Origin of the sequence: Streptomyces sp. NPDC047042 (genome assembly GCF_040644035.1) — a bacterium.
Lineage (GTDB): Bacteria > Actinomycetota > Actinomycetes > Streptomycetales > Streptomycetaceae > Streptomyces.
The window spans coordinates 1-6,476 of sequence record NZ_JBEYVP010000095.1 but is presented as its reverse complement, the minus strand read 5'-3'; the positions used below and the strand labels follow the sequence as shown (position 1 = coordinate 6,476).

Genomic DNA, 6,476 nt, shown 5'->3' with positions numbered 1-6,476 from the left:
CGCTTAAGACTTTACGCATCCGCAGCGTCCCCGTCAGGTTTTACGCGTCATCTGGGTATGGAAAACCCTGCATCCGTAAAACCATTTAAGCAATCATCCCTGGCCAGCCCCACATGCCAGGGAGGCAGCGCACACAGCTCGTTGGGCTGGGCACAGACCGGCGTGAGCGATGGCCGGCGGCCCGGCCGAAGATCCCGCGTTGCGTTCTACGGTGGGACGGACACCGCTGCACCCACCGCAATCAGTACGGCGGATGCTGCGAACCGGCCAGGGGTGTGGATCGCATCGTGTCCGGTGATGACCACTGAGGGGACCCCCCTTCAGAACGTGTCAACGGCCGGCTCCGGAGGGTTATCCACAGGCCGCCGCAGGGGCGTCCGTAGCGTCGTACGGTGCTGCCGGAGCTGATCACGAGCACGGGGGTACGTGATGACGTACAGGGTGGATTTGGCAGTCCGGGTCGAGGACGCGCTGGCTGAACTGCCGGGGGAGGGGCGGCAGGAGGTCATGGAGACGATCGCGCAGGCGCTGGTCCGGAGGGATGCGTGGCCGGAGCCGGGCGGCTGGGAGGCGGCGCTTTGGTTCGGGCCGCGGACGTGGGTGGCCTTCATCGCTTCACTGGACGGAATCGACATCGTCAACATGGGGTGGGCAGGCTGACGGACCCTCGCCCCGTACCGGGGTGGAGCGGCACGCTGTTGGGCTGCGGCTGGCTCTGGACAGCGACTTGGAGACGCGGAGAATGGCTGCAGCCCCAACCAAGAGGAGCGCTCACCGAGTTCGTCGGTCGGCAAAGGGCGGTGTCGGCTGCGGGGTGAGGTCGTCACGCAGCCGTACGAAGCGGACCGGATGCCGGTAGCGACCCGCGTCGATGGCGGTGTCGGCGACGGACTCGGCGGCTAGGTCTGGGCTGGCGGGGTGGCGCTCCATCACTTCGCGTCGCCCCTCCTCCGGCAATTCGGTCAGCGTTTCCTCAATCTGAAGCCAGAGCTCCACTCTGTACAACACCGCACACTCCCCGTGCTCGTGACCAACGGAGAGAGCACCGCACGACGGTCGCGAAGATCACGAGCGTACCTGTGGATAACTTGGCCGCCGCCCTAACCCGGGGCCTGCACGCTGGTTACATGCCCGAATTGATCGACAGTGAGGGCCACGCGTTCCTGCTTGTTTGAAGCGATCAACACCAGCCAGACGAAACCCCACACGAGGCAGGTGACGATTGTCAAGATCGCGTGCAGCACGTGGTTTACGGGTTCCCAGCGAGCCATCACGACCTGGGTGGGCGAGCGCGACTCCAAGCGCCAGCCCCTCGCGACGTAGCCGTTGACCGTCCAGTCGAGATTGATCGCTCGCTGTTCCGCGCTCAGCGGCTGATCCGGCTGGGCACCTATCGGCTCTCGTGGCGGTGGGTGCAGCGGCGGAGGCCCGTCCTGATTGCCCCACCCTTACCACTTAGGACTTCCCGGCATCAAGACCACCCCACTCTCCGGGGCCACCACCACGCCAGTCGATCCACGCCACCGTCGCCACCTCGGCCGGGTCGACTTCGAGTCCGGCCCGCCGCAGGAACTCGGCGACGTCGGAGATGTTGTGCGCCAGACCGAGGATCTCGCCGTCCACGCGCACACGCCGGCCGCCCGTCGGCGACGGCGGATGCACGACCACGCGAATCGGTCCAGCCATGCCTTCAGGATCATCCGGGCGGTACGCACCTGCACCCTGGCCGCTCATTCGAGGATCCCCAGAGCTGTGTCCGGTCGGCAGAACTCGCAGGGGTGGAAGAACCGCGCGTCCTTGCTGAGCGCCCCCCGCGCTTCCTCGGCGGTGAGGCCGGTGACGGGCCGAGTCGCCATGACGCAGCCGCCGACGTGGATGGTGCAGCCGAGCGGATGCCCTTGGTGGGTCGCCTGCTCGGAGATGTACGCGCTCTTCGGCCTCGGGGGTGGTTGGGGACGTTGCTGCGGGGTGGGAGCAGGCTCGGCTGCGGTGAGGGCGCGGTGTACGGCGTCGCGCTGGAGTCGCAGGTAGGTGGCGATCGTCTCGTTGGCTGCGAGCTGATGGTCGAGGTGCGACAGGATCGCGCGGAGGCGCCGTGGATCCGGAGGCAGCTCGTTCATATGTTCGATACTAGCCAACGAACTCGCGCATGGTTGTGTGATGTTTGTTCCGTGACCTATCGCAGCGAAGGCTGAGTATTGTCACCGAAGGTTGAGTGACGCAGAGGCGGGCCGGGACTCACCGGGCGGCAGCTTTCAGCTGGGCCGGGCTGCGAGGAGTTCACGCCGGTCGGGCTGTGGTTGTAGAGGGTGCCGAAGGAGACGCCGAGCAGCTTCGCGATCGGCTCGATGTTGTTCTCCGGGTTGGGCAGCATGTCGCGGGCGCCGTAATGGACGTCTTAACGATCGGCGGAGCCGATCTGCGAGGGGCCGGTGGCGATGCCACCGGCCCCTCGGCGCTGTGTCGGCGAGTGAACGAGCCGACAGTCGCGGGGCCCTCGCGGCAACGCGGCCGACCACGACGATGTCCCGAAGCCGAAGGGGGAGCCCACAGACAGACGGGATGCCTGAGTGCTTGGCACATGAGGCGACACCAAGAATCACCTCGTACGCGCACGGGGCGCAACCGTGATTGAGACGGCCGCGGTGCAACGCCCGCAGCGTCATGGCACTGACCTGCGAAATCCGGGTGTGCGAAGTTCTGGATCCACAGCGGCCAGTCTGAGACAGGAGTGGGCCTATACCCCGGCGTAGGTAGAGAACGGGTCTTCGTACCCGCGGGGGTGCGTCAACATCGTGGAAGGTCACTCGTGTGGGCGACGGCAACCGCTTGTGCGCAGAGGCCAGTTGGGGAGCCCGAACAGACACCGAACGGGAGAAATCTATGTCTCACACCATCCATGCTGCCTGCGTGGTGCCCGGCGACCGGCCGCTGACCGGTCCTGAGGCGACCGTCGTTGTGGTCGTCCTGGTTCTGGCCGTGCTGCTTGCCCTCGAGGGGATGCCGGCCTTGTCCGTCCTGGTCCTGCTCGCCGAAGCGACGGACACGGGCGTGCGCCTGGTCCGCCGGGCGCGCTCCGGCAAGCAGACCGCAGTGGAGGGCTGAGCGATGGGACGACGGGAGAACCCCATCGCCCCGTGCGACCGGGAGCTGGAGAAACTGGTCCGCTGCCTGCGCGATCATCGCAGCCGCGCGGGCCTGAACTACAGGGAGCTCGCCGCGCGATCCGGGTGCAGCGCCTCGACGCTGATCCGGGCCGCGTCCGGTGAGCAGATACCGAAGCTGAAGACGGTCCGGGCCTACGCCGCAGGGTGCAGCGCCGACCCCGGTGAGGCTGAGCGGCTGTGGAAACGCGCCCGCTACCGGGCCGTCCGCGGCTGCGAGGAGCCCGTTCCGCACCCCCGGTACGTGCGGAACTTCGCGGAACTGCACGCAGCGCTGGCCGACATCTACCAGAAGGACGGCTCGCGGCCGTACCGCGAGCTGGAGGCGGCCAGCGACGGTGTCCTGGCCCACGCCACCGTCGGGCGCTTCCTCCGCCAGGAAGGTGGACGCCCCACCCGCCAATTCGTCAGGGAGTTTGCCATCGCCTGCGGGGCGAAGGGGATGGCGCTGCGCGAGTGGGAACAGGCGTGGGACCGGGCCGAGGAGCAGCGGCTGGGTGGCAGACCCGCGATCATGGCACATCGCCGGGCCTCCGAAGGCGTGCTTGCGGACGGCCGTCCGGTGTTCTTCCACTCGGACCCCGAGCGCACCCCCGACGGGCAGGAGGTCCGGCGTATCACCCTCACCCGCCCGCAATCGGACGGCCATGACGTCACCAAGCTGATCCGGGTGATCAAGAGGATGTCCACGTCCTGCCTTGTCTGCATGCAAAACACTCCGGCGTCCGGTTCTGTGCCGCCGCCGGCCCGGTCCCCGCAGCCGGTACGCCGGAAGATGGCGGTCACGGCGGCCTCAAGGGCCATCGGAGCAGGTATTGGGGGACCGAGCAGAGCGCCGTCGCGACTGGGGGTGAAGACCGTCAGCAAGAGTCTCGGCGGTACGGCGATCGTCGCGTAGCGACATTTCCCGCCGGAAGCGTAGTCAACGGCTGGTTTGCCCCGTTGAGGGCAATGGGGCAAACCAGTAACCGGGGTGACATGCGGTCAGGTGAGTCCGGCGGATGCGTTGTCGTCCCATTCGGCGGCGGAGCGCCGGTAACCGGGCCCACTCTGCCCAGCGCCCAAGGGCGGAACGCCTGCTTCGACGTCACCAACCGCCGGGGCTCCTTGCTCGGATCCTTCCCAATTTGGGGGGCTGTGCGGCGCGACACGGTAGGTGTGACGCGAGTCCGGGAGAACGACGGGAGGGGCGGCGGGGCCGGACCCGGACCGGCCTCGTGCCACGCGGAGTTGGCCCGACAACCACCTGCGCCGCACCCTGTGGCGCTGTCCCCGGGGTGCCCGACCGGGGCGGCGGCGCCGCGTTGTCCACAGGCACATACGTTCCCCCACAGCCCCTATACCGTGACGCCTCTGTGGATCACAAGGGGGCGTTATGCACAGGCACGGCACGGTGTTCGAGGAGCTTGCCGTCGAGGTGATGGCCGAGCTGCCGACCGACGAGGCGCGGCACGAAGTCCTCGCGCTCGTCGACATCGCACGACGGCACCCGTACGCCTTCCCGGACGTACGGGACACGGGCTCGGTCGAGGAGATCCGGGAGGCGTTCGGCTCGCGGTGGATCCAGTACATGCCGCGCGCGGGCGCGATCGAGGTCCGCGAGATCGGCTGGGCTGGGTGACCGGATTCGAACCGGCGTCCTCGCGATTTTGGAGACCGCGCGCGTCGACCACTGCGCTACACCCGCCCGCCGGGATCGTAGCCGCGCAGCTACCTGCTTGGACTCGTCGGTGCTCGGGCATCCTCAGCGGTCTATGGGCTGCACTGCGTCCAGGCCCGTGTCACGCAGGATGTGCTTCACCGTGTCGTCCAGGGTGCTGCCGGCGTCGATGACCGCCTCGATGCCGCCGGGCAGCAGATCCCGTTCGCGGTACCACTCCCGCAGATGCTCGTCGGTGACCTGGGCCAGGTAGTCCAGGTCCGGCTTCGTCGAATGCCGACGGAGCGTCTCCTGCAGCGGCACATCCAGGTAGTAGCAACGTGAGGTGCCCCGGTGGTCGCGCACGAGATCCTCCAGCATCACGGCGTACCGGTCGGCGTACAGGATGCCCTCGACGACGGTGTGGAATCCGGCGTCCAGCGCGTAACGCGCTGTCGCGTCGATCAGGCCGATGTTGGCTGCGCCGGGCCGATCACGTTCGCGCAGCACGACACGGCGCACGTTGTCCTGCCCGACGATGGCCAGGTTCCTGCCGAACTGCTCACGCAGGCCATATGCAACCGAGGACTTCCCCGAGGCGCTGTTCCCGCGCAAGACAATCAGCCGCGTCACTTCAGTTCCCACCATCACGATGGGCACCATAGCGACGGCCGCCGACATTGATGCCGCATCTTGCGGCCGGGGAAACCGGAGCGGGCCCCCGTGCTGTCGGCAAGGCGGCCTCCGCGGCAGGCCACGGCATCACCGGATCGCGGCCCGCTCCATGACATACCTCCCGGAGAACGGGACGTCGGCCTGGTCCAGCTGGAAACGAAGGCGAACGTCGTCTGCCCATTGCCCGGTGTCGGCGTCGCTCTCCTGCCACCGTCCTTCGTCAAAGGCCAGCGTCCGCGGCCCGAGCAGGACTCGTGGGAACAGGGACCGGCTCGGCACTCGGGGAAGCACCTCGACGGTGTCCAAGCGGAAGGCGGGCACCTTGAATCCGCACAGATCACCTTCATGGAACAGCACGGATCCGTGGCCGGAGAACCAGGCGACGAGGCTCGAGCGAGCCAGGTTGCAGACAACCGGGACGTCAATGGTCCCGGACGCGCTGTCGCAGTCCTCCTCCTCCACCTCCGGCGCCACCAGGAGGAGCCCCCGGGGGATCGGCTGGGTCTGCGGGTCGGCTGCCGAGCCGAGGAACATCAGGGAGTTCCGGGATTCCGGGCTGGCCATGTCTTTGACCATGACACGCACCGCGTCCCAGCCGTCCAGGCTCTGGGCATCACGGTAGGCCGCCGCGCACCGGGCCAGATCGCCCAAGCTCTCGAAGTACGTCACATCGAGAGGCGGTCCGTCGCGGTCGTCGAAAGAGAAGACCGACTCGGGGTGGCAGGTGGTGAGGAAGTCGATCAGGACCGGATGGTCGTCAAGGAGAGCGTCGCTGTCCGGGTCGGCGAGCGCCTGCATCAGGTGCACGTACTGACCGTCCCGTTCGACCCGGGTGGAAATGGTCAGGGCGAAGCCCGCAGGGTAGACGTAACCGAAGTGGTGCTCGTTCGCGGTACGCAACACCTGTGGGCGCTCACGGAATGTTCCCGGGGTCGGCTCATGTAATGGGACCGACCCCGGTCTGTTGAGTGGGTCTACTTCGTGGTGGCCGTCGCCTT

The 6,476-nt window shown here is 67.6% G+C and carries 10 protein-coding genes and 1 tRNA gene; 4 read left to right on the top strand and 7 right to left on the bottom strand.

The genetic code is table 11. The annotated features are described in order from the left end of the window. Positions 1 to 429 precede the first annotated feature (429 nt). Positions 430 to 660, top strand: a complete 231-nt coding sequence (locus tag ABZ855_RS48005; RefSeq protein ID WP_360820306.1) for a hypothetical protein — start codon at positions 430 to 432, stop codon at positions 658 to 660. 111 nt (positions 661 to 771) lie between these two features. Here the strand turns inward: ABZ855_RS48005 and ABZ855_RS48000 are convergent, their stop codons facing one another. The 4 genes from ABZ855_RS48000 to ABZ855_RS47985 all read right to left on the bottom strand — a co-directional run bounded on the left by ABZ855_RS48000 (position 772) and on the right by ABZ855_RS47985 (position 2,374). Further along, positions 772 to 930 (bottom strand): hypothetical protein, encoded by a 159-nt coding sequence (locus ABZ855_RS48000; RefSeq protein WP_360820304.1) that lies wholly within the window; start codon positions 928 to 930, stop codon positions 772 to 774. A gap of 525 nt (positions 931 to 1,455) precedes the next feature. Continuing rightward, on the bottom strand, positions 1,456 to 1,686 hold the full coding sequence (locus ABZ855_RS47995) for a hypothetical protein (RefSeq protein ID WP_360820301.1): 231 nt from the start codon (positions 1,684 to 1,686) through the stop codon (positions 1,456 to 1,458). Positions 1,687 to 1,730: 44 nt separating this feature from the next. Beyond that, the gene (locus ABZ855_RS47990; RefSeq protein ID WP_360820299.1) at positions 1,731 to 2,120 is read right to left on the bottom strand and encodes a DUF6233 domain-containing protein; all 390 of its coding nucleotides are present in this window, start codon (positions 2,118 to 2,120) and stop codon (positions 1,731 to 1,733) included. A 56-nt stretch (positions 2,121 to 2,176) separates the two neighbouring features. Further along, entirely contained in the window at positions 2,177 to 2,374 is a 198-nt protein-coding gene (locus ABZ855_RS47985) for a hypothetical protein (RefSeq protein ID WP_360820297.1), read from the bottom strand. A gap of 509 nt (positions 2,375 to 2,883) precedes the next feature. Here ABZ855_RS47985 and ABZ855_RS47980 point away from each other — a divergent pair. The 3 genes from ABZ855_RS47980 to ABZ855_RS47970 all read left to right on the top strand — a co-directional run bounded on the left by ABZ855_RS47980 (position 2,884) and on the right by ABZ855_RS47970 (position 4,785). Continuing rightward, the gene (locus tag ABZ855_RS47980; protein WP_360820294.1) at positions 2,884 to 3,105 is read left to right on the top strand and encodes a hypothetical protein; all 222 of its coding nucleotides are present in this window, start codon (positions 2,884 to 2,886) and stop codon (positions 3,103 to 3,105) included. Positions 3,106 to 3,108: 3 nt separating this feature from the next. Continuing rightward, complete coding sequence (locus tag ABZ855_RS47975) at positions 3,109 to 4,062, top strand: helix-turn-helix transcriptional regulator (protein WP_360820291.1); 954 nt, start codon at positions 3,109 to 3,111, stop codon at positions 4,060 to 4,062. A gap of 477 nt (positions 4,063 to 4,539) precedes the next feature. Continuing rightward, positions 4,540 to 4,785: a hypothetical protein gene (locus ABZ855_RS47970; RefSeq protein ID WP_360820289.1), complete on the top strand. Its 246-nt coding sequence runs from the start codon at positions 4,540 to 4,542 to the stop codon at positions 4,783 to 4,785. Here the strand turns inward: ABZ855_RS47970 and ABZ855_RS47965 are convergent. The 3 genes from ABZ855_RS47965 to ABZ855_RS47955 all read right to left on the bottom strand — a co-directional run. Beyond that, positions 4,776 to 4,851 (bottom strand) — tRNA-Trp (locus tag ABZ855_RS47965). The genes ABZ855_RS47970 and ABZ855_RS47965 overlap by 10 nt on opposite strands. A 57-nt stretch (positions 4,852 to 4,908) precedes the next feature. Beyond that, complete coding sequence (locus ABZ855_RS47960; protein ID WP_360820286.1) at positions 4,909 to 5,484, bottom strand: AAA family ATPase; 576 nt, start codon at positions 5,482 to 5,484, stop codon at positions 4,909 to 4,911. Between the two features lie 81 nt (positions 5,485 to 5,565). Further along, positions 5,566 to 6,476, bottom strand: a 911-nt coding sequence (locus tag ABZ855_RS47955) for a hypothetical protein (RefSeq protein ID WP_360820283.1), incomplete at its 5' end; no start/stop codon positions are given.